At 65.4% G+C, this 25142-nt stretch carries 26 protein-coding genes; 12 read left to right on the plus strand and 14 right to left on the minus strand.

All coding sequences use genetic code 11. The features are described from left to right. Nucleotides 1-55 precede the first annotated feature (55 nt). From carB to ACSC1R_RS01580, 4 genes are all read left to right on the plus strand, one after another. Nucleotides 56-3229, plus strand: a complete 3174-nt coding sequence (carB, locus tag ACSC1R_RS01565; RefSeq protein WP_439027312.1) for a carbamoyl-phosphate synthase large subunit — start codon at nt 56-58, stop codon at nt 3227-3229. A gap of 97 nt (nt 3230-3326) precedes the next feature. Beyond that, entirely contained in the window at nt 3327-4316 is a 990-nt protein-coding gene (locus ACSC1R_RS01570) for a PrsW family intramembrane metalloprotease (protein WP_439027313.1), read from the plus strand. Nucleotides 4317-4387: 71 nt separating this feature from the next. Further along, complete coding sequence (locus ACSC1R_RS01575; protein WP_439027314.1) at nt 4388-4648, plus strand: hypothetical protein; 261 nt, start codon at nt 4388-4390, stop codon at nt 4646-4648. A 106-nt stretch (nt 4649-4754) separates the two neighbouring features. Then, nucleotides 4755-5495, plus strand: a complete 741-nt coding sequence (locus ACSC1R_RS01580) for an SDR family oxidoreductase (protein WP_439027315.1) — start codon at nt 4755-4757, stop codon at nt 5493-5495. Nucleotides 5496-5505: 10 nt separating this feature from the next. On the opposite strand, the gene ACSC1R_RS01585 is transcribed toward ACSC1R_RS01580, so the two are convergent. The 3 genes from ACSC1R_RS01585 to carA form a co-directional block, all read right to left on the minus strand. Then, nucleotides 5506-7425 carry a sensor histidine kinase gene (locus ACSC1R_RS01585; protein WP_439027316.1) on the minus strand — a complete coding sequence of 640 codons (1920 nt, stop codon included), beginning with the start codon at nt 7423-7425 and terminating at the stop codon, nt 5506-5508. Continuing rightward, a complete protein-coding gene (locus tag ACSC1R_RS01590) occupies nt 7422-8741 on the minus strand; it encodes a polyamine ABC transporter substrate-binding protein (protein ID WP_439027317.1) in 1320 nt (439 codons plus the stop codon). Before ACSC1R_RS01590 ends, ACSC1R_RS01585 begins: the two co-directional genes overlap by 4 nt. A 74-nt stretch (nt 8742-8815) precedes the next feature. Then, on the minus strand, nt 8816-9895 hold the full coding sequence (gene carA, locus ACSC1R_RS01595; RefSeq protein ID WP_439027318.1) for a glutamine-hydrolyzing carbamoyl-phosphate synthase small subunit: 1080 nt from the start codon (nt 9893-9895) through the stop codon (nt 8816-8818). A 102-nt stretch (nt 9896-9997) separates the two neighbouring features. Here carA and ACSC1R_RS01600 point away from each other — a divergent pair, with 102 nt between their 5' ends. After that, the gene (locus ACSC1R_RS01600) at nt 9998-10411 is read left to right on the plus strand and encodes an Lrp/AsnC family transcriptional regulator (RefSeq protein WP_439027319.1); all 414 of its coding nucleotides are present in this window, start codon (nt 9998-10000) and stop codon (nt 10409-10411) included. 179 nt (nt 10412-10590) lie between these two features. Beyond that, the gene (locus tag ACSC1R_RS01605; RefSeq protein ID WP_439027320.1) at nt 10591-10857 is read left to right on the plus strand and encodes a hypothetical protein; all 267 of its coding nucleotides are present in this window, start codon (nt 10591-10593) and stop codon (nt 10855-10857) included. Between the two features lie 265 nt (nt 10858-11122). On the opposite strand, the gene ACSC1R_RS01610 is transcribed toward ACSC1R_RS01605, so the two are convergent. Next, a complete protein-coding gene (locus ACSC1R_RS01610; RefSeq protein ID WP_439027321.1) occupies nt 11123-11797 on the minus strand; it encodes a PHP domain-containing protein in 675 nt (224 codons plus the stop codon). Nucleotides 11798-11850: 53 nt separating this feature from the next. Here ACSC1R_RS01610 and ACSC1R_RS01615 point away from each other — a divergent pair, with 53 nt between their 5' ends. From ACSC1R_RS01615 to ACSC1R_RS01625, 3 genes are all read left to right on the plus strand, one after another. Continuing rightward, entirely contained in the window at nt 11851-12744 is an 894-nt protein-coding gene (locus ACSC1R_RS01615; RefSeq protein ID WP_439027322.1) for a diacylglycerol/lipid kinase family protein, read from the plus strand. Between the two features lie 44 nt (nt 12745-12788). After that, nucleotides 12789-13367: an isopentenyl-diphosphate Delta-isomerase gene (locus ACSC1R_RS01620; protein WP_439027323.1), complete on the plus strand. Its 579-nt coding sequence runs from the start codon at nt 12789-12791 to the stop codon at nt 13365-13367. A gap of 90 nt (nt 13368-13457) precedes the next feature. Continuing rightward, nucleotides 13458-13775 (plus strand): DUF7853 family protein, encoded by a 318-nt coding sequence (locus ACSC1R_RS01625; RefSeq protein WP_439027324.1) that lies wholly within the window; start codon nt 13458-13460, stop codon nt 13773-13775. 50 nt (nt 13776-13825) lie between these two features. Here ACSC1R_RS01625 and ACSC1R_RS01630 read toward each other — a convergent pair whose 3' ends face one another. Then, complete coding sequence (locus ACSC1R_RS01630) at nt 13826-14110, minus strand: hypothetical protein (protein WP_439027325.1); 285 nt, start codon at nt 14108-14110, stop codon at nt 13826-13828. After that, a complete protein-coding gene (locus ACSC1R_RS01635; protein WP_439027326.1) occupies nt 14100-15140 on the minus strand; it encodes a zinc-binding dehydrogenase in 1041 nt (346 codons plus the stop codon). The genes ACSC1R_RS01630 and ACSC1R_RS01635 overlap by 11 nt, the downstream gene beginning before the upstream one ends. A 116-nt stretch (nt 15141-15256) precedes the next feature. Between ACSC1R_RS01635 and ACSC1R_RS01640 the strand changes: the two genes are divergently transcribed. Further along, on the plus strand, nt 15257-15961 hold the full coding sequence (locus ACSC1R_RS01640) for a MogA/MoaB family molybdenum cofactor biosynthesis protein (protein WP_439027327.1): 705 nt from the start codon (nt 15257-15259) through the stop codon (nt 15959-15961). A 25-nt stretch (nt 15962-15986) separates the two neighbouring features. Here ACSC1R_RS01640 and ACSC1R_RS01645 read toward each other — a convergent pair whose 3' ends face one another. The 8 genes from ACSC1R_RS01645 to ACSC1R_RS01680 form a co-directional block, all read right to left on the minus strand. Beyond that, complete coding sequence (locus ACSC1R_RS01645; RefSeq protein WP_439027328.1) at nt 15987-16304, minus strand: cupin domain-containing protein; 318 nt, start codon at nt 16302-16304, stop codon at nt 15987-15989. A 142-nt stretch (nt 16305-16446) separates the two neighbouring features. Beyond that, the gene (locus ACSC1R_RS01650) at nt 16447-17448 is read right to left on the minus strand and encodes a DUF4397 domain-containing protein (protein ID WP_439027329.1); all 1002 of its coding nucleotides are present in this window, start codon (nt 17446-17448) and stop codon (nt 16447-16449) included. A 556-nt stretch (nt 17449-18004) separates the two neighbouring features. Next, nucleotides 18005-19042, minus strand: coding sequence for a DUF4397 domain-containing protein (locus tag ACSC1R_RS01655; protein ID WP_439027330.1), 1038 nt, complete (start codon nt 19040-19042; stop codon nt 18005-18007). Nucleotides 19043-19217: 175 nt separating this feature from the next. Next, nucleotides 19218-19829, minus strand: coding sequence for a hypothetical protein (locus ACSC1R_RS01660; RefSeq protein WP_439027331.1), 612 nt, complete (start codon nt 19827-19829; stop codon nt 19218-19220). 72 nt (nt 19830-19901) lie between these two features. Next, on the minus strand, nt 19902-20912 hold the full coding sequence (locus ACSC1R_RS01665; RefSeq protein ID WP_439027332.1) for a DUF4397 domain-containing protein: 1011 nt from the start codon (nt 20910-20912) through the stop codon (nt 19902-19904). Nucleotides 20913-21105: 193 nt separating this feature from the next. Further along, nucleotides 21106-21432 carry a DUF7126 family protein gene (locus ACSC1R_RS01670; protein WP_439027333.1) on the minus strand — a complete coding sequence of 109 codons (327 nt, stop codon included), beginning with the start codon at nt 21430-21432 and terminating at the stop codon, nt 21106-21108. 4 nt (nt 21433-21436) lie between these two features. After that, the gene (gene guaA / locus ACSC1R_RS01675) at nt 21437-22354 is read right to left on the minus strand and encodes a glutamine-hydrolyzing GMP synthase (protein ID WP_439027334.1); all 918 of its coding nucleotides are present in this window, start codon (nt 22352-22354) and stop codon (nt 21437-21439) included. Further along, nucleotides 22354-24039: a CTP synthase gene (locus tag ACSC1R_RS01680; protein ID WP_439027335.1), complete on the minus strand. Its 1686-nt coding sequence runs from the start codon at nt 24037-24039 to the stop codon at nt 22354-22356. Before ACSC1R_RS01680 ends, guaA begins: the two co-directional genes overlap by 1 nt. A 177-nt stretch (nt 24040-24216) precedes the next feature. On the opposite strand from ACSC1R_RS01680, the gene ACSC1R_RS01685 reads away from it, so the two are divergent. Together ACSC1R_RS01685 and ACSC1R_RS01690 are read left to right on the plus strand one after the other, a co-directional pair. Then, complete coding sequence (locus tag ACSC1R_RS01685) at nt 24217-24717, plus strand: GNAT family N-acetyltransferase (protein ID WP_439027336.1); 501 nt, start codon at nt 24217-24219, stop codon at nt 24715-24717. A gap of 193 nt (nt 24718-24910) precedes the next feature. Further along, complete coding sequence (locus ACSC1R_RS01690) at nt 24911-25141, plus strand: hypothetical protein (RefSeq protein WP_439027337.1); 231 nt, start codon at nt 24911-24913, stop codon at nt 25139-25141. The last annotated feature ends 1 nt before the right edge of the window (nt 25142 follow it).

Genomic DNA, 25142 nt, shown 5'->3' on the forward strand with positions numbered 1-25142 from the left:
CGTAGTCTATCGTTGGTCTTATTACGATGTGCGAATTGGCAGTGAACAGAGAACCATGACCGGCGGGACACCGGACGACACAGACGACGGACGTACCATCCTCCTCATCGGCAGCGGACCCATCCAGATCGGCCAGGCGGCGGAGTTCGACTACTCCGGCGCGCAGGCCTGTCGCGCACTGCAGGAGGAGGGCGCACGAGTCGTCCTCGTCAACTCGAACCCCGCGACCATCATGACGGACCCGGAGATGGCCGACCGGGTGTACATCGAACCCATCACGACCGACGCCATCGCGGACATCATCGAGAAGGAACGGCCGGACGGTGTTATCGCCGGCCTCGGCGGCCAGACCGGCCTGAACGTCACGGCCGAACTCTCCGAGGAGGGCGTCCTCGACGAGTACGACGTGGACGTCATGGGCACGCCACTCGACACCATCTACGCGACGGAGGACCGCGACCTCTTCCGCCAGCGCATGGAGAAGATCGGCGAGCCCGTCCCGAAGTCGACGACCATCACCCTCGAAGAGGGCGAGTCGGTCGCCGAACTCTCGGAAGACGCCATCGCGGACCGCGTCGAGGCGGCAGTCGAGGAGGTCGGCGGCCTCCCCGTCATCTCGCGGACGACCTACACCCTCGGCGGGAGCGGCTCCGGCGTCGTCGAGGACATGGACGAACTGAAACGCCGGGTCCGGAAGGGCCTGCGCCTCTCACGTAACAGCGAGGTCTTGATTACCGAGTCCATCGCGGGCTGGGTCGAACTCGAGTACGAGGTGATGCGCGACGCCGACGACTCCTGTATCATCATCTGTAACATGGAGAACATCGACCCGATGGGCATCCACACCGGCGAGTCCACGGTCGTCACGCCCAGCCAGGTCATCCCCGACGAGGGCCATCAGGCGATGCGCGACTCCGCGCTGAAGGTCATCCGCGAACTCGGCATCGAGGGCGGCTGTAACATCCAGCACGCCTGGCGCGACGACGGCACTCCCGGCGGCGAGTACCGCGTCGTCGAGGTGAACCCGCGGGTCTCGCGTTCCTCCGCGCTCGCCTCGAAGGCGACCGGCTACCCCATCGCTCGCGTCACCGCGAAGGTCGCCCTCGGCAAGCGCCTCCACGAGATTACCAACGAGATTACCGGCCAGACCACGGCTGCCTTCGAGCCCGCAATCGACTACGTCGTCACGAAGGTCCCGCGCTGGCCCAAGGACAAGTTCCCCGAGACAGACTTCACGCTCAGCACCGCGATGAAGAGTACAGGGGAAGCGATGGCCATCGGGCGCACCTTCGAGGAGAGCCTGCTCAAGGCGCTTCGCTCCTCGGAGTACGACCCGGACGTCGAGTGGACCGAGATGGCCGACGACGAACTCGAGACCGAGTACCTCGAACGTCCCAGCCCGGACCGTCCCTACGCCATGTTCGAGGCGTTCCATCGCGGGTACACCGTCGAGGAGGTCGTCGACCTGACCGGCATCGAGGAGTGGTACGTCGAACGCTTCAAGAAGGTCGCAGACTCCTTCGACGCCGCCTCGGAGGGTGACTTCACCGCCGCGGCCATCACCGGCCACACCAACGCCGAAATCGCCGCGTCGACCGGTGAGAGCGTCGACACCATCGAACAGAACGTGCCCGGGCGCACCTACAAGCAGGTCGACACCTGCGCCGGCGAGTTCGAGGCTCAGACGCCGTACTACTACTCCGCGCGCAAGCCGGAGTGGTACACTGGCCCGTACGAGGGCGAGGCGGCCGCAGGCGAACTGAAGGTCGACCACGACGTCGAGAGCGTCGTCGTGGTCGGCGGCGGCCCCATCCGCATCGGCCAGGGGGTCGAGTTCGACTACTGTTCGGTCCACGCGGTCCAGGCACTGCGCGAGATGGGCATCGACGCCCACGTCGTGAACAACAACCCCGAGACGGTCTCGACGGACTACGACACCTCCGACGGCCTGTTCTTCGAACCCATCAACGCCGAGGAGGTCGCAGACGTCATCGAGGCCGTCGGCGCAGACGGCGTGATGATCCAGTTCGGCGGCCAGACCTCCGTCGACATCGGTGAGCCGCTCCAGGCCGAAATCGACCGCCGCGGACTCGACTGCGAGATCGTCGGGACCTCGGTCGAGGCGATGGACCTCGCCGAGGACCGCGACCGCTTCAACCGCCTCATGGACGACCTGGGCATCGCCCAGCCCCAGGGTGGCTCCGCGACCAGCGAGGCGGAGGCGCTCGACCTCGCCCACGACATCGGCTACCCCGTGCTGGTCCGCCCGAGCTACGTCCTCGGCGGCCGCGCGATGGACGTGGTCTACGACGACGACGAGCTGAAGACCTACATGGAGGAAGCAGTTCGCGTCTCGCCCGACAAGCCGATCCTCATCGACGACTTCCTCGCGGGCGCGGTGGAGCTCGACGTGGACGCCGTTTCCGACGGCGAGGACGTCCTCATCGGCGGCATCATGGAGCACGTCGAGACCGCCGGGGTCCACTCCGGCGACTCTGCGTGTATGATTCCGCCGCGGTCGCTCGACGAGGAGACGCTCGGCCGCGTGCGCCAGGTCACGGAAGAACTCGCCCGCGCCCTCGACACGGTCGGCCTGATGAACGTCCAGCTCGCCGTGAAAGACGGCGAAGTGTACGTGCTGGAGGCGAACCCGCGCTCCTCGCGCACCGTCCCGTACGTCTCGAAGGCGACCGGCGTCCCCATCGCCAAGCTCGCCGCGAAGGTCATGGCCGGGAAATCCGTCGAGGACCTCGAGGCACAAGAGCAGATTCCCGAACACACCAGCATCAAGGAGGTCGTCCTGCCGTTCGACCGCCTGCCGAACTCGGACCCCCGCCTCGGCCCCGAGATGAAGTCCACGGGCGAGGTCATGGGTACCGCGAGCACCTTCGGGATGGCCTACTGGAAGTCCCAGCAGGCTGCCTACAACGACGTCGAGGAGGGAACCGCCGTGGTGCACCTCGACATCGACGGGTTCGAGGAGTTCTACGACGTGACCGAGTTCGACGACCTCGAACAGGCGCTCATGGAGGGCAAGGTCGACCTGCTCGTCAGCGACGACCCCAACTCCCTGAAGACCGCGGTCGACGAGGACGTCGCGTACATCTCGACCGAGGCGAGCGCGAAGGCCTACCTCGACGGCCTCGCCGCCAAGGACGGCGACCTCGAAGTGATGGCGGTCCAGGACCGCCCGCGCACCACCGAGAAGTGGGGCGTCTCCGAGAACTAATCGCAGGCTGAAACGCTTTTTCCGCCCGTCTCGACCCCCGAATAGACAGTTTGGCTCCCCACCTACCTGTGTGGACACGAAACGGTCGTCCACAGCGATGGCGGGGAGCGACAGACCGCGCGACCCGGTAGAGCGTGCATCGGACGGCACAACCGACAGATACGACGTGGCGGACTGGGAGTCCCGGACGCGAGTCGACGGACTCGCCGAACGGGTACACACGGGCCTCACCACCACGGCGAGGTGGGGCGTCGTCCTGCTCGCGCTGGTGACCTTCGTCGCCCAGCTCGGACTGGTCACCTCGGCGCTGTGGTACCGGCCGACCCTAGGAGTACTGACCGTGGCGTCGGTGGTGCCCGCGATACTGCTGGCGGGCACCATCTGGTACTGGAACCCGACGATGCGAGAGCCGCTGTGGCCGCTCTCGGTGACGTTCCTGCTGTCGGTCCTGCTCGCCAGCGTCGCGGCGACGGTCAACAGCCTCTTCCAGCCGGTCGTCACTGCCCTCCCGTTCGTCGGCATGGTCGTGTTCTTCTTCCTCGTGGTCGGGCCCATCGAGGAGACCGTGAAGTGGCTCGCGGTGCGCCTCCACGCCTACCGAACCGACGACTTCGACGCAGTCATCGACGGCGCTGTGTACGGGGCGGTCGCCGGCCTCGGGTTCGCCACCATCGAGAACGCACTGTACATCTCGAAGGGACTCTTCGACTCGGGGACCATCGCCCTGAGCGGCGGGTTCGGACGGATGCTCTCGGTCGCCACCCAGCGCGCCTTCGTCGGCCCGGGCCACGTGCTGTACTCGGCCATCGCGGGCTACTACCTCGGACTGGCGAAGTTCAACCCGGACGACCGGGGCCCCATCGCGGTGAAGGGCCTCCTGCTCGCGGCGGGCATCCACGCGACGTACAACTCCCTGGTGTCGAACCTGCCGTACGACGCGCTCGGCGGCGGGGTCGCGTTCGTCGCGTTCGTGCTGGCGTTCGACGGCCTCGTCGGGTACTTCCTGTACCGGAAGCTCTCGCGCTACCGGACGGCCTACGACGAGGTCGCCGCGGGAGACCAGAGCGAGGCAGTTAGCGCCGACTAGCGAGTAATCGAAGCCATCTCAGACCCTCAAATTTTTTGAGGGGTGGATGCGTACTCCCCGATGGTGAGACGATGCAGCGAGAAGAAACCGAGTACAGGCATGACCGTGTATCGCTGTCGACCGTTCGAGACGCCGTCGCCGCCATCTCGCGGTACGACCTCGTCCTCGCGATGATTCCACTCTCGTTCGTCGCTGCGACCGTCTGGTCGGCACTCGCGGACGCCGCGCCGACGACGGCTATCACGGTCGCCGGCGCGTGCTGCCTGCTCGCGCTCGCGGACGCGCTGTTCGTCAATCCACCGGGCCAGGGCGGCCGCGGAGCGGGGCGATAACTGAACCGAGACCGGCCGCCGACTTCGCCGCGCCGTCGTGCGGTTCTCCGTCGCCGCGTGCTGGCCCACGGAACGGTTAACATCGCCGAGTCCGTATCGTGGTACAGTGACCCACGATAGCTACCGGCTCCTCGTCGCGGGAGCGAGTGGGGAGACCGGCACCAGCATCCTGACGTACCTCGCAGAGACCGAGTACACGGTCCGCGCGCTGACGCGACGAGGCGAGAACGAATCCGAACTCCGCCGTCACGGCGCGGACGAGGTCGTCGTCGGCGACCTCTTCGACCGGGACGATTCCCTTCGTGCGACAGACGGCGTCGACGGCGTCCTCTGTGCCGTCGGTTCCTCCAGCTGGCGATTGCTGTTCGGTCGGCCCGTCGAGGGCGAGGGCGTCCAGCACCTCGTGGACGCCGCCCTGACCAACGACGTCTCCTACTTCGTCCTCGAATCCGCCCTCGGCGTCGACGACTCGAAGCACTGCCTCTCCTGGCCGGAGCGACTGGTCCGCCACCGCACCCTGAGAGCGAAGTCGGCGACCGAGACGTACCTCCGGGAATCCGGCCTGCCGTACACCATCATCCGGCCAGGGCGGTTACGCGACGGCGAGATGACACAGAACCTCGTCGTCGCGGAGGGCGGCACGTCGGTCTCGGGAAGCGTCCGGCGTGAGGACATCGCCTGGGTGATGGTCGCCGCCTTGACGACGCCCGAAGCCCGGAACCGGACCTTCGAGGTCGTCAGTCCAGAGAGCGTCCCCGGCGGCGTCGACGACACGGCCGACGTCGACTGGCGCGGCCCCGAGTCGGGACTGGTCGCCACACGGTCGGACTACACGATTCCGCTGTAGTCGACGACACTCACTCTCCGACCAGTTCAGACCGGGGCGACCCGGACCCGGTGTCACCCAGTTCGGACGCGGCCGGTTCGAGTTCGACCACGACGACGGTGCCGCGAGGGGACCGCTCCTCGAAGGACACGTTCCCGCCCGAGTTTCTGACGACCCAGACGGCGATCCAGAGGCCGATACCGCTCCCGTGCCGAAGGGGCTGTTCACGCCCTTCGAGGATAGGCTCTATCTCGGCCTGGGGAATCCCGGGGCCGTCGTCGGCGACGCGGAGCTCGACCATGTCGTCGGGGCCACCGGCCGGTATCACCGACACCTCGACCGTGGGTCGGGGCCTGTCGTTGTGGACGACCGCGTTGTCGATGAGGTACTCGACGACCGACTGGACCGCGAGGAGCGACCGGACGAATGCGTGTTCGGGGAGGTCCATCCTGATGGTCGCATCGGGATGTTCCGCACGCATCGCCGTCACCGCGTGCTCGACGGCCGAGACGAGGTCGACGTCGTGGACGTCCCTCTCGTCGCTTTCCGCGATCGCCTCTATCTGCTGGGCCTTCCGGGTGTTCTCAGCCAGTCGTTCTGCAGTCTCGATGAGGGCCCGCAACGCGCCCGCCTCCGTCGCATCGAGGTCGGCGTCTTCCAGCGCCTGGGCGTTCCAGGTGATGGCGTTGAGGTCGTTCCGGAGGTTGTGTCGGAGCAACCGGTGTAACACCAGTATCATCTCGCGCTGTTCGGCCAGCGTCTCGTTCGACGCCGCGAGGTCGTCGGCCGCCGCTTCCGCGTCCATCCGTGCCCGTTCGGCCGCCTCTATCTGCTGGCGAAGCGACGTCTGCATGTTGTCGAACGCGGCCGAGAGCTCGCCGAACTCGTCGACACGGTCGGTCGAGAGGTCCACGTCGAGGTCCCCCTGTTCGAGCCGCTCCGCTTTCCGGGCGAGCTGTTTCAGCGACCGGACGGTGTTCCGCCCGATGGTGGCCGCGATGAGCAACAGGCCGACCAGTGCGGCGACGGTGGTCGCCAGGAGGTGCATCGTGACGGACCGGCTGATGGCGTAGGCGTCGGTCGTGGGCGTGTACACCAACACGGTCCAGTCGGTCCCGTGGACCGGCGCGTACGCGACCACGTGGTCGGTGGGCAATGGTGGATGGGCCTCGCCGGGGCCGAGGAACCCGGTCGAACCGTTCTGTGCTGCGGCGAGGACGGCTGTAATGGTGCCCGGAGTCGTATCGTTCCTCGCCCCATCGAGTGGATGTGGGACCGCATGACCGAATCCGTCGTAGAAGACCAGCCCGTTCGCATCGACGAGCTGGGCCATTCGTCTGAGTTCAGTCCGGTCGTCCGAGTCGAACGACGGGACCGTCGCGACGAGGACGAGGAGCTGTTCCGGCCGTCGCGGGACCGGCGTGATGTAGGCCACCACCGGTTCCCCGAGCGAGGTGTACGCTGGCGACGTGTAGACCTGTGTGCTCGCATCGAACCCGAGTCGCTGCCGAGCCCAGGGCGCTGCCTCCTCGTCGAAGGTCGAGTCTTCGAGGGTCCGCCAGGCGGCCGTACTCGCGACGACCGCCGACGTGTTCGCGTCGACGACGTGGACTGCCCTGACCGACTCCGGCAGGAACCACGCCTCCCGTTGCAAGAACAGCTCGACCGCCCGGGGCTCCTCGTGCTGGAGGTCCTGGTACTTCGAGAGCATCCGGACGGTACGGACGTTCCGGTCGTTCCAGTCGGCGATTCGCTCGGCTTCGAGGCGTGCGACGTCGAGCGAGTCGCCCTCGACGGACTGGTCCAGTTGCGCGTCGGTCTGGAAGTACGCGTTCACACCGACACCGGCGACCACGACGACGACGAGTAACAGTGCGATGGTCAGTTTCGCGAGATAGCTCCGACGAATCGCGGTCGGGACGAGTCGGCGAAGCGAGTCTCGCACCGTCACCACCCCGTTCTACCCACCAGCGCGTTCGTTCGGGGGCCGCCGTGTCTCGGCCAGAAGTCCAGGAAACCGTCGGACGGTGACGTCTCCGGACCAACGCCATCCGAGCGATTCCTCGCGAACCGTCCGTCGACGGATTCACCCGTCAGTTCCCCCCATACGTCGACGTACGTGTCGATGGCCGGGCCGACGTCCTCGACGAACTCCAGTTTCGCGAGGCGCTCCGGCGGCGGGTAGATGTCAGGGTTCTCGAGAATCCAGTCGTCGACGTACGCCCAGGCGGCCTCGTTCGGTGTCGCATAGAACACGTAGTTCGAGATGGTCGCGTTCACCCGCGCGTCGAGCAGGTAGTCGACGAAGGCGTGGGCCGCGTTCGGGTGTGCTGCGTCGGCCGGTATCGCGGCCGTATCGACCCACATGACGCCACCTTCCTCGGGGATTCGGTATTCGATTGGCGAGGTTCCGTTCTCGAACAGCTGCCAGTAGGCGATGAACGCCTCACCGGACCAGGTGTGAATCGGTGACGCCCGTCGGTCGACCATGTTCGAGACCATGCTCGTAGAGGTGTAGCCCCGGCGGAACGGCCAGCCCCGGAGGAGCGGCCGTTGCTCCCGCAGGAGGTCGCCAGCCTCCCGTATCTGGCTGGGTTCTCTCGTGTTGAGCGAGTAGCCGAGTCGCTTGAGCGCGACACCGATGGTCTCACGCATGTCGTTCAACATCGTCATCTGACCGCGATACCGGGGGTCCCACAGGACGTCCCAGGAGACCGGCTCGGGGAGGGTCGCCAGTTTCTGGTTCCAGCCGATACCCGTCGTCCCCCACTGGAACGGGACCGAGTGCCGCCCCGGGCCGGGGTCGTACGGGGGGTCGACGCGCCAGCGCGTCTCGAGGTTCGACCAGTTCGGGAGCTTCGAGAGGTCGAACGGCACGAGGAGGTCCTGGTTGACGAGCAAGGTGACGAAGTAGCCACTCGGGAAGACGAGGTCGTACGGGGGTACCTTCGAATTTCGAAGCACCCGATACATCGCCTCGTTGGAGTCGTAGTAGTCGACGGTGACGTCGACGCCGTAGGCTGCCTCGAAGTTTCGTATCGTCTCGCGCGGCCAGTAGTCGCGCCACTGGAAGACGCGGAGGTTCTCCTCGATATCGTAGTCTGGGAGCGACAGCCCCAGTTTCCTCCGAAGGACGCTGTTCCCACGGTCGGTCCGGGAGCGAGGCGGCGGCGTCTCGTCGGTGTCGTCGAAACAGCCGGCAGCGACACCGCTACTCGCGGCAGCGAGCCATCGCAGAACGGACCGCCGGCTTCTCGACTTCCCCATCGCTACTCGCTACTAGGCGGGTCTGAGAGATAAAGAAGCGGCAAACGGGCAGAGAGTGTCGAATCGCCGGTCGTTCAGTCGTCTGCGACGACCATTCGACAGTCGCCTGATGTGTCGACCATCCCGAGCACGTCGTCGAAGAAGTCGAGGGAGTCGTGCGGGCCGGGGTTGGCTTCGGGGTGGTACTGGCGCGTGATGATGTCCAGTTCCTCGCTGTCGAGGCCTTCGGGCGTGTCGTCGTTGACGTTGCGCTGGGTGACGGTGAGGTTGTCGCCGGGGTCGGCGACGGTGTAGCCGTGGTTCTGTGTGGTCATGACGACGCGACCGGAGGCCTCGTCGATGACCGGCTGGTTGACGCCGCGGTGACCGAAGTCCATCTTCTCGGTGGTGCCACCGAGCGCGCGAGCGACGATCTGCTGGCCGAGGCAGATGCCCGCGAGGGGGAGTTCGCCGGTGAACTCCTCGACGAGTGAGACGGCAGCTTCGAAGTTCGCAGGGTCGCCCGGGCCGTTCGAGATGAACAGGATGTCCGGGTCGAGGGCGGTGACCTCCTCCGCCGTCGTGTCGTACGGGAGCACGTGGACGGTCGCGTCGCGCTCCGTGAGCGAGTCGATGATGGACTTCTTGGCACCGCAGTCGACGAGTGCGACGGTCGCGCCGTCGCCGGTCTGGTTGTAGACCTCGGGTTCGTCGACGGAGACCTGCGCGCCGATGTCGGTGTGCTCGCTCATCGTCTTGCACTCCTCGAGTTCGGCGAGTGCGTCCTCGGGCGTCACGTCGTCGCCGACCGCGATACCGCACTTCATCGCACCGCTCTCGCGGATGTCGGTGACGAGGTCGCGGGTGTCGAGGTGGTCGACGGCCGGCACGCCTTCGGCGGTCAGCCAGTCGGCCACGTCGTCGGTGAGTTCACGAGCGACGACCGCACGCGGGTGGACGCGGTCGGACTCGAAGCGTTCGGGTCGGACGCCGTAGTTCCCGATCAGGGGGTACGCGAAGGTGAGGACCTGCTCCTCGTAGGATGGGTCGGTGAGACTCTCTTCGTATCCTGTGTATGCTGTTGTGAAAACCAGTTCGCCACGGGCTGTCCCCGGAGCGCGACCACGAGCCTCGACGACGTGGCCACCCTCCAGCGCTACGTAGGCGTCCGTCATTACGAGATACGTATTAGCCAACCCAAATAAGTCTTGCTTTCGAAATCTCGTTACGAATTTCGTAACGGTCAAGTCTTGCCGCCCAGTACTATTCGACCTCCCATGGACGAACTCGACCGACAGATACTGAACATCCTCCGACGGGACGCCCGGACACCGTACACCGAAATCGCAGACAGCGTCGGGACGAGCGAGGGAACGGTCCGCAACCGCGTCGAACGGATGACCGACGAGGACGTCATCGAACGCTTCACCGTGGCGACGCGGACGGGGAACGTCAAGGCGATGATCGAGGTAGGTGTTGCGGTGGACGTCGACACGACCAACATCTCCGACCGGATGGCCGAATGGGAGGAGGTCGACTTCGTCTGGCAGGTCTCCGGCGAGGAAGACGTCGTGCTCGTGGTGGACTGTGCCGACACGCAGGGCGTGAATAAACTCATCACGCAGGCGCGTGAGCTCGAAGAGGTCGTCTCGACGAAGACGCGGCTCATCCTCGACGAGCGCCTGGGCTGAGCCAGAAGGTACTTACAGTAACGGGTTGCTACTCCGGCTCTAATCACCGATTAGAACCCGCCGCAGTCTTGCGATTTTTCCCGCGATACCAGCCACAAGAGCTTTGTACCGACTCCAGATTGGTTGGAAACCAATAAATAACTATATGAGATAACCAAAAGAATGCTCAATCGGTTCACATGGCCACCCCGAGCAAGCGATTCGGCGACGACGAAGTCACGCTAGAGGCCAGCGTCGATACCGGCGCGGCCTTCGTGATGCTGATGTTGGCCCAGATGGTGCTGTTGTTCACGTTCTGGATTACGCTCTGGCCGACAGCGTTCGGTATTCCACAGGACGTGCGGCTGATGTCCGCCATCGGTGGGTTCTTCACCGGTGCCGCGGTCCTCGGTCTCTACGGGGGCATCAAGACCCTCATGCAGCAGTCCATCGAAAGCAGCGCGTAAGCGAGCAGTACTGGCACACGATAACAGGGGTTGGGTGGCCACACAGGGGAAGAGGAGCGTTCGCAAGCCGACTGACGGTGTGCGCACCGTCGACGGGGCGGATTGAACCCGTCGACCGGACGGCAGGACGACACACGCGAGACACACACTGGCAACCGACTGGCAGCCGACCAGACCACGACTGGCAAATCGACTGGTACACGGCACATCCCGTCGTCCCGCGGTTCGGTCGGCGTTTCTCGACGATTCGTGAGTGACGACGCCGCTACACTCGGTTGTCCTGGGTCGCGTCGATGTGTCCCTTTCTGCGGTGAATCACCGTGTACAGACGGTTCAGAGCCCGGTCGACCGGGCCCGTGCTCGTCCGCACCTCGACCCGCCTGTCACGAATGGCCGAGACGACAGCCTCCGGGCTCGGCGTCGGCGCATCGACGACCGTGTACGCTCGCCCGACCTCGAAGGGAAAGTGGGCGTCACTCCCGCCGACGACCGGCAGGTCGCGCTCGTCGGCGAGGCGCTCTGCTCGTCGCCGGTTCTCCGGGTGCTTCCCGTTCACCTCGATGGCGTCGAAGTCGGCGCTGGAGTGGCGGATGTCTCCGTTTCGGAACGGATGTGCCATGATGGCCACGCAGTCGTGGTCGTGGGCGAGGTCGACCGCCTCCGTCGGTCGGAGTTCGCCTTTCGTCGTCTCACGTGGCGGGTCCGGCCCGACGACGAGAACGTGACCCCGGGTGGTCGAGATCTCGATACCGGGCAGCAACACCGGGTCGTCGGCCCGGAACGGCGTGTAGTAATCGTGGTTCGTGAGGGCGAGCGCATCGAGACCCCGCCGCCTCGCGACGGCAGCGAGCAGGCGAACCCCATACGGGTCGAACCGGTCACCGAGGGACCGTCGCCCGTGGAAGAACCGCGTGTGCGTGTGGAGGTCGATGGTGAACACGTGTCGTGTAGAATAGAGCCAAGGTCTTTGTCGTTCCCCCGCTCAGTCGGTGTATGTCCGACTGCATCCTCGTCCTGAACCCCAAGAGCGGTGGCGGGAGACGGGCCGACCAGACACGACGACTCGCTGACGAACACGGCTACCGCGTCTGGGAGTCCACGAAAAGCGGTGAGACGTACGAACTCGCCCGAGATGCGGTGTCCGAAGACGCCTCGCTGGTGGCAGCAGCCGGTGGTGACGGAACCCTCAACGAGGTCGTCAGGGGCGTCGACGACGCCGACGGCCTCAATAGCACCACCCTGGGTGTCGTCCCCGCCGGGACCGGCAACAACTTCGCCGACCGACTCGGCATCCAGGGCATCGAACATTCGTTTCAGATTCTCGAATCCGGTCGCCGCCGTCGAATCGACCTCGGGATGGCGAACGGCCGCCTGTTCGTCAACTCCTGCGTCGGCGGTCTGACCGCGGATTCGAGTGTCGCCACGACGCCAGAATTCAAGAAGCGCTGGGGCGTGCTGGCCTACGTCATCAACACGATGCGCGAGTACCGCGACTTCGAAGGATTGGACATCGACGTCCACGACGAGGACGGCGAGGAACTGTACACCGGCGATGCGATCGGTATCCTGGTCGGGAACGGCCGACGGTTCGTCGGCGAACCCGGCGTGCAGGCGAACATGGAAGACGGCATGCTGAACATCGTCGTCATCGAGGACCGGCCCGCGACCTCGCTCGCCAGCGACGAGACCATCCGGCGGTTCCTCAAGCGCGACCGCGATCACCTGACCCGCCTGCTCGCTCCCGAGGTACACCTCACCGTCCACGGTGCCGACCCGCGGTACTTCAGTCTCGACGGTGAGGAGCTGTCGACCACCGAGTTGACGGCACGTTCGCGCCCCCGGTGCATGCGCTTTTGTGTGAGCAAGACGTACCAGCCTAACCCCTGACGCAAGTCGAAGTTCCTTTTTACAGGGTCGTCGATTGTTGACGCATGAGTACGCCTGACCAATCGGACGAGGTATCCGAGGAACTCCCGCACAAGAACGCGGGACAGGAGGTCATCGCCGTCGACGCAGACGACAACGAACAGGGGCTCGTCAACCGCCTCGACGCTCACACGGGCGAGGGTATCCGCCACCGTGCGTTCACCTCGCTCGTGTTCGACGAGGACGAGAACATCCTGCTCGCCCAGCGCGCCGCCGGCAAGCGCCTGTGGGGCACCTGGTGGGACGGAACCGTCGCCTCACACCCGGTCGAGGGCCAGTCCCAGGAGGCCGCCACCCGCGAGCGCCTCGAAGACGAACTCGGCATCACGCCCGACCAGTACGAGAACCTCCAGCTCACCGACCGCTTCGAGTACAAGCGGTACTTCGAGAACGCCGGCGTCGAGCACGAGGTGTGTGCGGTCCTCAAGCTCACCCTGACCGATACGACCCTGGACCCCGACCCGGAGGAGGTCGAGGGCCTGATGTGGGTCCCCTACGAGCGCCTCCACGACCACCCCGAGTACTACCGCCAGCTCCGTCTCTGTCCCTGGTTCGAAATCGCGATGCGCCGCGATTTCGACTGAACGGACGAGGTCGTCGTGTGCTAGCAGGCCACAAACTACTATACTGCTGTTCGCCGTAGTCGAGACGGGGAGCGTTCCCGTGACGAGACAATGGCAGCAACGCACGAACCGGGGCCCGAAGTCACGTTCGACCTCGGCAGAGCAGAGGCGTGGGTCGTCCATCACGTGATGGTCGAACAACTGACGCGCGAGGACACCGCAGAGCCACAGCCGTGGTGGGCCCTCGACATCGCGCGAAAGGTCGAAGACGGGACGACGACACTCACAGCGTTCGAGGCGTGGCGACTGCGAAGCGACCTGCTGGCGTACGCGGAGTGCCCTGATACGCCGGACACCGACCTCGCCCTGACCATGGCTGTCGTCGGGCGCATCGAGGAGACGTTCGGGGAACCACCGCTTCTCGGGTAGACCGGGTTCTTCTCTCCCCGAAACCGGGGACCCTCGAGGCCCGACGGAGTTCAGGGCCGCGTCGTCGCCCAGACCGCCATCACACCCAGAAAGAGCGCCGGGAGCATCGGGAACGCGAGCAGCGCGACCCAGTACGGGAGCTGGGGCGGCCGGAGATACACCACGATGGGTGCGACGAGGAACGCGAACACGATGACGCCGACGAGCGCCCAGCCGCGGTAGTCGAACTCTCGGTCGACCGAATCGGGGTGGACGACGCCGCTGTTCCCGCCGTCTGACCCGCCCCCGCCCGGGCGATGCACGTACCCGTTCGACTCGTCGTCCTCAGAGCTCACTATCTGGGATTACGACCACCTTGCCAAAGCCCTCACGGTTTTCGAGCATCTCGTGTGCACGGGCGGTCTCGCTCATCGGCAGGGTGTCCCGGATTCGCGGTTCGAACGTCCCGTCCCAGACGAGCGAGAGCGCCTTCTCGGCCTCACCGTGAGTGGCCATCGTCGACCCGATGACTTTCAGCTGGTTCCAGAAGATGCGGTTGATGTTCGTCTTCGGGCGCGGGCCGGTCGTCGCCCCGCAGGTGACGACACGACCGTCCTTGGCGAGTGACTTCAGCGACTTGTCCCAGGTGGCTTCGCCGACGTGGTCGACGACCATGTCGACGCCGCGCTTGCCGGTCCGTTCCCGTATCTCTGCCGCGAAGTCCTCTGCCTCGTAGTCGATGACGTGGTCGGCCCCGCACTCTTTCGCGTGTTCGAGTTTCTCCTCGCTGGAGGCGGTTGCGTACACTTCTGCGCCTGCGTAGGCGGCGACCTGGACTGCCGCGTGCCCGACGCCACCGGACGCACCGAGGACGAGGACGGACTCGCCAGCCTGCAACTCGCCGCGTTCGATGAGCATCCGCCAGGCGGTCTGGAACACGAGCGGGGCGGCCGCGGCCGTCTCCCAGTCCACGTGGTCGGGAACCGGAGTCAGGTTCTCCTCGGGGATGGCTGCGTACTCGGCGTGCACGCCGCGAACGTGCTCACCGATGACGTGGTAGTGCACACAGAGCGCGGTGTCCCCGGTGCGGCAGAACTCGCACTTCCCGCAGTGGACGCCTGCGAGAAGGGCGACCCTGTCACCCGGTTCGAAGCGCGTCACGTCTTCGCCGACTTCCTCGACGACCCCTGCGCCGTCACTCCCGGGGATGTGCGGCATCTCCAGGTCGACGCCGGGGAGCCCCCGACGCGTCCACACGTCCAGGTGGTTGAGCGCACCCGCCTTGATGTCCACGAGGACCTCGTCGCTCGCCGGTTCTGGGTCCGGGAAGTCGCCGTACTCGATGACGTCCGAATCGCCGTGCTCGCTGAACTGAACGGCTTGCATGAGTCGAACGACCAGTGGCTCCCTAAAAACCCTGTGTGTTCGTCGTATGACTTACCCCTTCTTCCACAATCGACGAACCACGATGGGTTTTGTGCCCGGCACGCAAACCGGGAGACATGAGCGACCACGAGGGGCACGACCACCACGGCGACGACGACCACGACGACCACAGCCACCACGACGGACACGACCACGACGACCACAGCCACCACGGCGACGACGACCACGACGACCACAGCCACCACGACGGACACGACCACGACGACGGTGCCGATATCCACCAGCACGACGACGACGAACACGACCACCACCACAGCTACGACATCACCTCGCTCGGGTTCGGAATCGTCACGGTCTCGTCGTCGCGCTCGCTCGACGACGACCCCTCCGGTGACGCCATCGTATCCGCCGTCGAAGCGGACGGACACACCGCCACGGTTCGCGAACTGGTCGCCGACGAGTTCGATAACGTCCAGGGAGCGGTCTCCCGGCTGACCGAACGCGGCGACGTGGACGCGGTCGTCACGACCGGCGGCACCGGGGTGACACCGGACGACGTCACCATCGAAGCGACTCGACAGCTCTTCGACAAGGAACTCCCCGGATTCGGTGAGTTGTTCCGTCAACTCTCCTACGACGACATCGGGACGACCGTCATCGCCACCCGGGCGACCGCAGGTATCTCACGCGGATGTCCAGTGTTCTGTCTCCCGGGGAGTCGGCCGGCGGTCGAACTCGGTATCGAAGAGATAATCCTCCCGGAAGTACCGCACCTCGCCGGACTGGCGAAGCGAGACCAGGCGGACGACGAGGAAGAGTGACCGACTAGCGCGGTCGAACGCCCGGTTACCCCGGGAACGGTGCGAGCGTCGCGGTGAGGACGGCCGGTTCGTCACCGTCGTTTCGCGCGCCGTGGGCGACGCCACGGTCGTGAAACACCACGCCCGGAGCCGTGACCGTCTCCTCGGTGTCGCCCTGTATCACCGTCACGGTCCCCTCGACGACGTGGAACACGTTCGACGACGTCGGATGGTCGTGCGGGTCGAGGGTCGCACCAGGGCCGAGTGCGAACGCCTTCACGAGCACGTCGTCAGCGACCACGACCTCGGCGTCGAGCACCTCGCCCGCGTCGGGAGCGAGGTCCGGATAGCGGTTCAGTGTCATACCCAACACTGCGGGTGGTCGAGTCTTATCGCTGGTGGTCGAACGACGTGGGTGAGAAAAGAATCGGGCACCGAAGTGTGGAACGGCAGGTCCGTTCCCGAGCGACACGGTCAGCGGTACTCGAACCCAGTCAGGTGGGAGGCTACCGGCGACTCCTTATGCCGCTCGGCCTGGGAGTCTCCTCTTCGGCTGGTGCTCCCTCCTCCGCAGGAGCCTCCTCCTCCGCTGGTGCCTCCTCTTCCGCAGGGGCCTCCTCCTCTGCAGGAGCCTCCTCTTCTTCGCCAGCCGTCTCCTCTTCGTCCATCTCCCCTTCCTCGGCTGCCCCTGCTTCTTCGTCCATCTCTTCACCTGCCTCCGCTTCTTCTGGCATCGTATCGGTGAGGACGGCGAATGTCAGCCCGGGTTTGTCTTCCGCGGCGTCGAGGTACCCGAGGGCGATACCGGTGTAGGCCTGGCCGGCCTCGAGGTTGATTACCTTCTTCAGGACCGCCTGTGGCAACTTCTTCTCGGTCTCCGTGGTGTCCTGGGTCGGGAAGACCGCGACCACGTACGCCCCGGACTCGATGGTGAGATAGTCGGTAGCCGACCCGAACGAGACCTTCTCGAGGACCGAGATGTCCTCCTTGGTGAGGTCCCGTTTCAGCGGAACGAGGACGACATCGACGTCCGGCGCATCCGGCGACGCGTGGATGAGTCGAACCGCGGTCAGCTCCTTCTTCGGCATGGTGTCCATATCCTCGAACGCCTGAGGTTGCTGGGACTGGGCCTGGAGTTCACCGATCGCCACGATGGTGAACTTGCCTTTCTTCAGCTGGACCGTCTTGCTGAGGATGACGTTGTTACGCTCTCCAGCCTCGACGACGGTGATTCTGTGTTCACCAGCCTTGAGTGTCAGATAGTTACTGCCGCTCCCGAACTCGACGTTCGTCAGGACGGGTTCATCGTCGACGAGGACGTCGACAGCTGGGGCGTCTGCCAGCGCGTGGACGATTCGAACCCTCGCGATACGCTCGGTCGTCTCGTCTTCTTGCATCTCGCCCTCTTCCATCCCGCCCTCTTCCATCCCGCCCTCGTCCATCTCGCCTTCTTCCTCTTGCGCGACGACGAGCCCTAGCCCGCCGAGTGCGGCTGTTCCTCCGACCAACTGCAGTATTGTGCGTCTGGTTGCTACCATCGCACCCGTACGGAGGGATGGCGCGAGATTAGGTAAGCGCCTGTTCGGGAGAACACAGAGATTGCACCAGTATCAGACATATCCCTTTGAGTTATTAAATGGAGTACTGTGTCGCATCCATACTCAGTTTTCACCACGAATAGTCTGTTTTCAGATACACCTATTGCAGCGGAGACTCCAGCCCGAACGACCCCGGAACCAGTGTCACGGCCAGGGGATGTGTGGGTTCGCGAACGGTGTCGGGGACTCACGACGAGTCTCCGGAGAGACCCGACCGGCGGAACGATTTCGTGGGTGTCCGGAGAGAAGGAGCGGTTAGTCCCGCCAGGCTGCTGAGTGCTGCACCGGTTACTCTCCACAGGCCACTGAAGAACGTCGGGAGACACCGAGGTTCGACTGGTGGGTTCCGGTTCGGAACCGTCCCGACCCCGATGGTGGTCGAGCCGTGTCACTGGTCTTCGACGAGAAACGAAAAACGAGAATCGCATGAAGCACGGACGGCGGGTGCCGCCCGTGGCGTGGCTACTCAGTCAGAGTAGTAGCCCCGGGCTCCTTCCTCACTGGGGCAGCTCGCACACGAGTCTCCAGCCGTGGCACCGGGGCACTCAGTCGCCTCGGGGCCCTCGGCTGGGAACTGTCCCATCCCGCCCCCACTTTCGACGGGCACCTCTTCGCCCTCCTCGAACGGCACCTCTTCGCCCTCCTCGAATGGCACCTCTTCGCCCTCCTCGAACGGCACCTCTTCGCCCTCCTCGAACGGCACCTCCTCTTCCACAGGTGCGTCCTCGTCGATCACGGCGTCGATTGCGAGTTTGAGTTCCAGACCGGGCTGGTCCTCCTCCGGTTCGAGGTAGCCGAGTCCGATACCACTGTAGGCGTGCCCACCCTGCAGGTCGACCTCGGCGGTCGCGACCGGGCTCGGTGGCTGTTCTGGTGGTGACCCAGGGTCGATGGCAGGGTACACGTCGACGAAGTACGGACCGGGCTCGAGGGTGAGATAGTCGGTGGCCGACCCGAACGAGACCTGCTGGATGACCGTGATGTCGTCCGCCGTCAGGTCATCCTTCTGTGGGACGATTACCACGTCGACCGCCGGCGCGTCCGGCGACGCGTGGATGGCCCGGATGGAGACCTCGTCTTCCGCCGGTGCGGTCACCATGTCCTCGAACGCCTTCGGCTCGAAGGAGGCGGTCCCAATCTCGCCGATGGCCATGATGGTGAACTTGCCCTCTTCCAGTTCCGTCGTCTGGCTGAGGACGACCTCGTTCGGCATGCCCGCCCTGGTGACGACGATATCGTGTTCACCGGCTTCGAGGGTGAGATAGTCGCTCACCGTCCCGAACTGGACGTCCGTGAGTACGGTCTCACCGTCGACGATGACGTCGACCGCTGGCGCGTTCGGCGAGGCGTGGATGATGCGGACCTCTGTGAGTCCCCCGGCGGCCTCCTCGTCGGCCGCCTCGTGATAACTGGCGAGAACCGCCTCGACCCCCACCCCTCCGATTGCGAGTGTCCCTCCGACGATACCGACCGACTGTAGAACAGTGCGTCTGGTTGCTACCATAGCACCCGTACGGACGTGCGGAACCCGGTTAGGTAAGCGCCCGTTCGCTCGTCGTGAGAAACAACTCAAAATCAGACATATTGTCGAAAGGTAAGGAACCGACATACACAGACACAGTCAGCAGCGAAGTTTTCTAGTACTGAATTTTAATCTGACATATATTCTCGCAGGTCTGTCAGTGCGCGGCGGCCGGCCCGTCGAACCCCCCACCGACGTACCCCGGCACCTCCGACGCCGGAAGGACGTACCGACCCTCGGGGAGTCCCGCCGGGTCGACACCGACGCCAGCGAGCGCCTCGGCCGCGCGAGCGTGGTCACCGTGTGCGGCCCGGAGACGTTCGTCGAGCGCGTCGACGAGTCGGTCTGCGTCCTCGACGAACCACAGTCGCAGGTCGCCCTCGGCCGGTCGGAAACAGACCAGCGTCGCGGCCCCGAAGCGGTCGGCCGCTCCCGAGCGCTCCACGGCGACCAGTTCGATGGACTCGTACGGGACCACGTCGCTGGCCTCGTCCACGCCACCACGGTCACGCTCCAGTCTGTCCTCGTAGAGCCGTATCTCGGTCGAGCGTGCCTCGTACACACCAGGCAGGACGAAGTACCCCCAGACCAGCCCGAAGACCGCGAGTCCGACGAGCACCGGTGCAGCAGGGCCGACGTACGGTTTCACCAGACCACCTCCGACGATGGCGAACGCGACGGCAAGGAACCCGCCGAGGAGGTACACCCCCGGCGTCACGAGGAGCGGGCGAGCGTCCGCCTCGAACGTCTCGATGGGACCAGTATCCATCACGGTCCAGTGATGGGTGGGGCCCGCGAAATGCGTTGTGGGCGTGCGGGCGACCTCTCGCGTCGGCTCCCCTCAATCGTCGGTCTGGAACGGCGATTCGAACCCGCCACGCCGGGGACCGAACGCGACTCGGTCGGGACCGAACCCGTCGGTGTCGTCACCGAACCAGCCGGTGCCGGGAGCGGGCCCGCGTCCCCCAGGACTGTGGATACCACGGCGGCGACGGCGACGCCAGCCACCGCGACCCCACGGCCCCCGACCCCACGGTCCGCGACCACTCCCACCCCTCCCTCGGAGCGGCGGGATACCCGCGAGCGAGAGCCGAGTCGTCGCGGAAACGTCGTCGACCACCGGCAGGAGCGTGAATCCCCGCTCACCGCCGATGGAGAACGCACCGTCCTCGTCGTAGAGGAAACCGTGGGCGAACACGGTGTAGGTCGCGCCACCCGCGAGCGCCAGCGTCACGTCCAGGGTCCCTGCGCTTCCCGGCTTCCGGAGCGTGAGTTCGAGCATCCCGGCGGGGACGGTCTCGTACTCGGTCGCTTCCCCGAAGTCGAGCTGACGCGCGAGTCGACCGATTCCCTTCGCTCGCACGTTCAGCGCACCCGCATCGGGCGAGACGTGGACGAGTCGGAACGTCGCCTCGGTCCGTTCGACAGCCGCGTTGTCGTCCTCGAAGACGAGTAGTTCCGCGTCACTGCTCGGGAGGCTCCGTCCGGCGACGACGACGGTGTAGTCGCCCCCGGTCAGTCTGACCGTGTCCTCCGGTCCGTAGACGGTGCCGGGAGCGAACGTCTGGACGTCGAGAACGGTGCGCAGTCGAAAGCGGCCCCGTTGCACCTCTGCGTACGGTGATAGCTGCCCGTACTCGAACCCCTCGAGTACCTCGAAATCGTTGACGAGCAGGTCGATAGCCGGGCCATCGGGGACCGCGTGGAAGACGCGGAAGGCTGCCGGGTCCGAGCCACGGGACGCGACCTCTTCGTCGGCGTCGTCTGCCTGTGCCGCCACGTCGAACCCCCCAAATGCGGCGGTTCCCCCCGCGATACCGAGTAACTTGACCACCGTCCTGCGCGTAGCCATAGTGAGTCGCTAGCAGGGTTCGTGACAAGATAGGGGTTCCTTCCGGTAACTGAGGGATGGAGTGGTTACGTCTCTCACATCACTGAGTGGTGCATCGGTTACTCTCCACAGCGCGGTGAGAAGACGAGCGCGAATCGGGAACACCGGCGTGATTCGGGGTCGAAAAAGCGTTGGGCCGTTCGTGCTGGCCGCGTCAGGAAGCCGCGAGTTCCTCGGCCACCGTCTCGACGTCGAGCAGGGCCGGGTCGATGGCGAGAACTTCCTGTCCGCTGACGAACTCCGGGAGGGAGTCGTCGGTGAACACCACGACGCGGAGGTCCGCGTTCATCGTCTTCGCGATGGGGATGCTGGTCGCCTGCCCGACGTCCGTGAGGACGAACAGGTCGGCGTCGAGGATGCCCGCCTCTTCCATCGCGGGGCGGTTCGCGACGTCGGGGATGACCGTCACGTCGATACCTTCGGCTTCCAGTGCGGCGACCAGCGCGTGTTCGTCTGGTCCGGCGAAGATGGCCTTCGTCATCGTCTCATTCGTACTCGATGGTCGCAGGCGGTTTGTGCGTTACGTCGTAGACGACGCGGGCCACGTTGTCGTTCGTGCCAGTGATTCGGGACTGGATGCGCTGGAGCGTGTCCCAGTCGAGGTTCTGGGCGCGGGCGGTCATGCCGTCGCGCGATTCGACGGAGCGAACCGAGACGACCCAGCCGTGGACGCGGTTGTCACCCTTGACGCCGGTTGCCTTGCCGATGACGGCCGCGAGTGCCTGCCAGGGCTCGTACTCCTCCAGTTCTTCCTCGACGATGTGGTTGGATTCGCGGGCGACCTCCAGTTTCTCCTCGGTTATCTCGCCGATGATGCGCACGGCGAGTCCCGGGCCGGGGAACGGCATGCGCTCGGAGACGACCTCCTCTAAGTCCATCGCGCGAGCGACCTCGCGGACCTCGTCCTTGTAGAGGTCGCGGACCGGCTCGACGATGCCCTCGAAGTCCATGATGTCGGGCAGGCCACCGACGTTGTGGTGGGACTTGATGCCCCCTTCGGACTCGATACGGTCGGGGTAGATGGTCCCCTGCACGAGGTACTCCGCGTCGACCGCCTTCGCCTCGCGCTCGAACTCGCGGATGAACTGCTCGCCGATTATCTCGCGCTTCTCCTCGGGGTCCGTAACCCCTTCGAGGGCGTCGAGGAAGCGGTCCTGTGCCTCGACGATGTCGAGCGAGTGCATGTAGTCGAACGTCTCGCGAATCTGCTCGGTCTCGCCCTTGCGCATCAGGCCCGTGTCCACGTAGATGGGCACGAGGTTGTCGCCGATGGCCTCGTAGGCCAGCGCGGCCGCGACCGAGGAGTCCACACCGCCCGAGAGGGCGATGATGGCCTTCGAATCGCCGATTGTCTCCTGAATCTCTGCGACTGCCTCCGGGATGAACTCGTCTGTGTCTACCATTATGCTTCGACCTCTTCGGTCTCCGTTTCGGGTTCGCTTTCGCTCTCGCGCTGTTGCTCGACGACGGCCTCGACGAGGCCGACGAACGGGGGCGATGCACGGCCGGGGCGGCTGCGGAACTCGGGGTGGAACTGCGTGCCGACGAAGTACGGGTGGCCGTTCAGTTCGAGGATCTCCATCCGGTTGCCCGCGGTCCCCGAGAACACCATCTCGGAGTCCTCGAAGTCCTCGAAGTACTCGGGGTTCACCTCGTAGCGGTGGCGGTGTCGCTCCGTGCAGGAGTCGCCGCCGTAGAGTTTCGCCGCGAGCGTGCCGGGCTCGATGTCGGTCTCGTGGGCGCCCAGACGCATCGTCCCGCCCATGTCGGTGACCTCGTACTGCTCGGGCAGGATGTCGATGACCGGGTGCGGGGTGTCCTCGTCCATCTCCGCGGAGTGTGCGCCCTCGAATCCGAGGACGTTCCGGGCGTACTCGACGACCGCCATCTGGAAGCCCAGACAGAGGCCGAGGAACGGCACGTCGTTCTCGCGGGCGTATCTGACTGCGGCAATCTTCCCCTCGGTGCCACGGGAGCCGAACCCGCCGGGGACGACCACGCCGTCACACTGCGCGAGGCGCTGGAAGTGCTCGCTGTCCTCGCCGTCGGCGGCGAGTTCGTCGGCGTCGACCCACACCACGTTCACGTCGACGCGCTGGTCCAGGCCGGCGTGTTTCAGCGACTCGTGGACCGACATGTACGCGTCCTCGAGGTCGTACTTGCCGACCAGCGCGATGTCGACCTCGCCCTCGCGGTCGCGGGTGACGATGTTGCGCCAGGAGTTGTCGCGCTCGCGCTTCGGGAGCGCCCGGGAGAACAGCCCGAGCTGGTCCATCACGTACTCGTCGAGGCCCTCCTCCTCGACCATCAGCGGGACGTGGTAGATGTCGGAGACGTCGGGGTTCGAGAAGACCGCCTTCGTCGGTACGTCACAGAACAGGGCTATCTTCTCTTTCGTCTCGGGGTCGAGTTTGTCGTCACAGCGCCCGACCAGCACGTCGGGCTGGAGGCCGATACTCCGGAGTTCCTTCACGGAGTGCTGGGTCGGCTTCGTCTTCTGCTCGCCGTTCTTCGAGTACGGAACCAGGGTGACGTGGACGAACAGCAGGTCGTCCTCGCTTTCCTCGTGGGCGAACTGGCGCAGGGCTTCGAGGTAGGGCATGCCCTCGATGTCCCCGACGGTCCCGCCGATTTCGACGATACACACGTCGGTTCCCCTGGCCGCCTCGCGGATGCGACGCTTGATGTCGTCGGTGATGTGCGGGATGACCTGCACCGTCTTCCCGAGGTAGTCGCCGGCACGTTCCTTCTCGATGACGTGCTTGTACGCCTTCCCCGTGGTGACGTTGTGGTCCGAGGTCATGTCGATGTCGAGGAAGCGCTCGTAGTTCCCCAGGTCCAGGTCGACCTCCCCACCGTCCTTGAGCACGTAGACCTCGCCGTGCTGGAACGGGTTCATCGTCCCGGCGTCGACGTTGAGATACGGGTCGACCTTGACTGCGGTCACGTCGAACCCGGCGTTCTTGAGAAGTCTGCCTGTACTCGCGGCCGTGATACCCTTGCCCAGCCCGGACATCACGCCGCCTGTCACGAAGATGAATTTGTTCCCGAGTGTGGGGTCGTACCCCGTTTCGGAATCGGTCGGCATACTGACTGTGCGCGAGAGTCCCCCTAAACGGTTTCGGAGCAGGCGCGACTTGTCACGCTGTGTCTTTCAGCGCGGCGAGAGGAACCCCCGAAACCGCCGTCCCCGGACGCTCCGGCGTCCGTGCCCACCAGCCAGACCACCCGTAGTTTTTCGGTCCCAGCACTGGAACTCCCGCGAGTGTCCGACCCTGTCACCCTCCACGAGATGACCGAGTCCGACGCCCCGGCCGTCCAGCACGTCGCCGACGCCGCCTGCCACGCGGTGTACGACGACATCCTCGGCCAGGAGATGGCTGACCACATCGTCCAGAACTGGTACGACCCCGAGCGCCTCGTCCGGGACGACATCGAACCCGAGGAGCGCCCCTGCTTCGTCGCCGAGGCCGACGGGACCGTCGTCGGCTTCATAGAGGGCATCCCCGGGGACGAGCGAACCGCTGACCTCTACCGCATCTACGTCCACCCGGACTACTGGGGCGAGGGCGTCGGGAGCGCCCTGCTCGACCGACTGGAGGCCAGATTCCAGAACGAGGGTTTCGAGCGCCTGTTCGTCTCGGTCCTCGCCGACAACGAGGTCGGCGTCGCCTTCTACGAATCCGTCGGGTTCGAGCACGTCGAGACGACACAGGACGAGCAGTTCGAGGTCCCCCGAGCCGAGTACGTGAAGGACCTCTCCTGACTCGTTGTCCCGAGAACTCCGCTCCTCGACGGACCGCCGGCAGGGTGGTGTCGACTCCATCGCGGCCTTGGTCCGCGGGACGGTCGTCGGTCGCCGACCATCCCGACCTGCAGCGGCTCTCCCCGTGATAGGTGGCACGAGGCCTGAACTATTAGGACCGAAACTTATGCTCCTCGCTACCGAAACACAGTCCATGCCGACCGTCCGTGCGGATTCACACAGGGGAAGGGTATGCGGCGCGCTGACGACAGAGGAGTGGATGGACTGCCACGACGTGGCGAACCGGACCGACTACTCCGCCGAGAGCGCATCGAGCATGCTCGCGGACGTGAACCGGGCGGGGTACGTGGTCCGGAAACGAGTCGGAGAGAACTACGGTGTGGAGTTCGAGTACCGGCTGAAACGGGACGTCCAGGTGGCGTGAC

The sequence above is a fragment of the Haloarchaeobius ordinarius genome, from assembly GCF_051801355.1.
In the GTDB taxonomy this organism is placed as follows: Archaea; Halobacteriota; Halobacteria; order Halobacteriales; family Natrialbaceae; genus Haloarchaeobius.